Origin of the sequence: Citrobacter sp. TBCS-14, assembly GCF_005280805.1 — a bacterium.
Lineage (GTDB): Bacteria > Pseudomonadota > Gammaproteobacteria > Enterobacterales > Enterobacteriaceae > Citrobacter > Citrobacter gillenii.
In genome coordinates this window covers 357-566 of record NZ_SZWM01000172.1, presented here as the reverse complement: position 1 = coordinate 566, position 210 = coordinate 357, and the positions used below count along the sequence as shown (strand labels likewise).

The following is a 210-nucleotide window of genomic DNA, read 5'->3' as shown; positions in this document are numbered from 1 at the left end:
GGTTTTTCAGGCTTTACCCAGCCTATTGGTTTTCAATCATTATAGCTGTAATTACGTCTGTGGTTTTCTTTCATGTGCAACCAGAGGCGAAAGTCGTACTTTTTAATATGACAATGATTCAATCAGTATTTGGCGTTCCTGATTTGTTTGGGGTTTATTGGACGCTTATTATTGAATTGTTTTTTTATGTATTGTGTGTTTTACTTTTTA

Annotated in this window: 1 pseudogene; it reads left to right on the top strand. The window is 33.8% G+C overall.

Annotated features, from left to right (window positions below):
- A pseudogene (locus FDX22_RS30420) lies at window positions 1–210 on the top strand (acyltransferase); the annotation flags it as partial.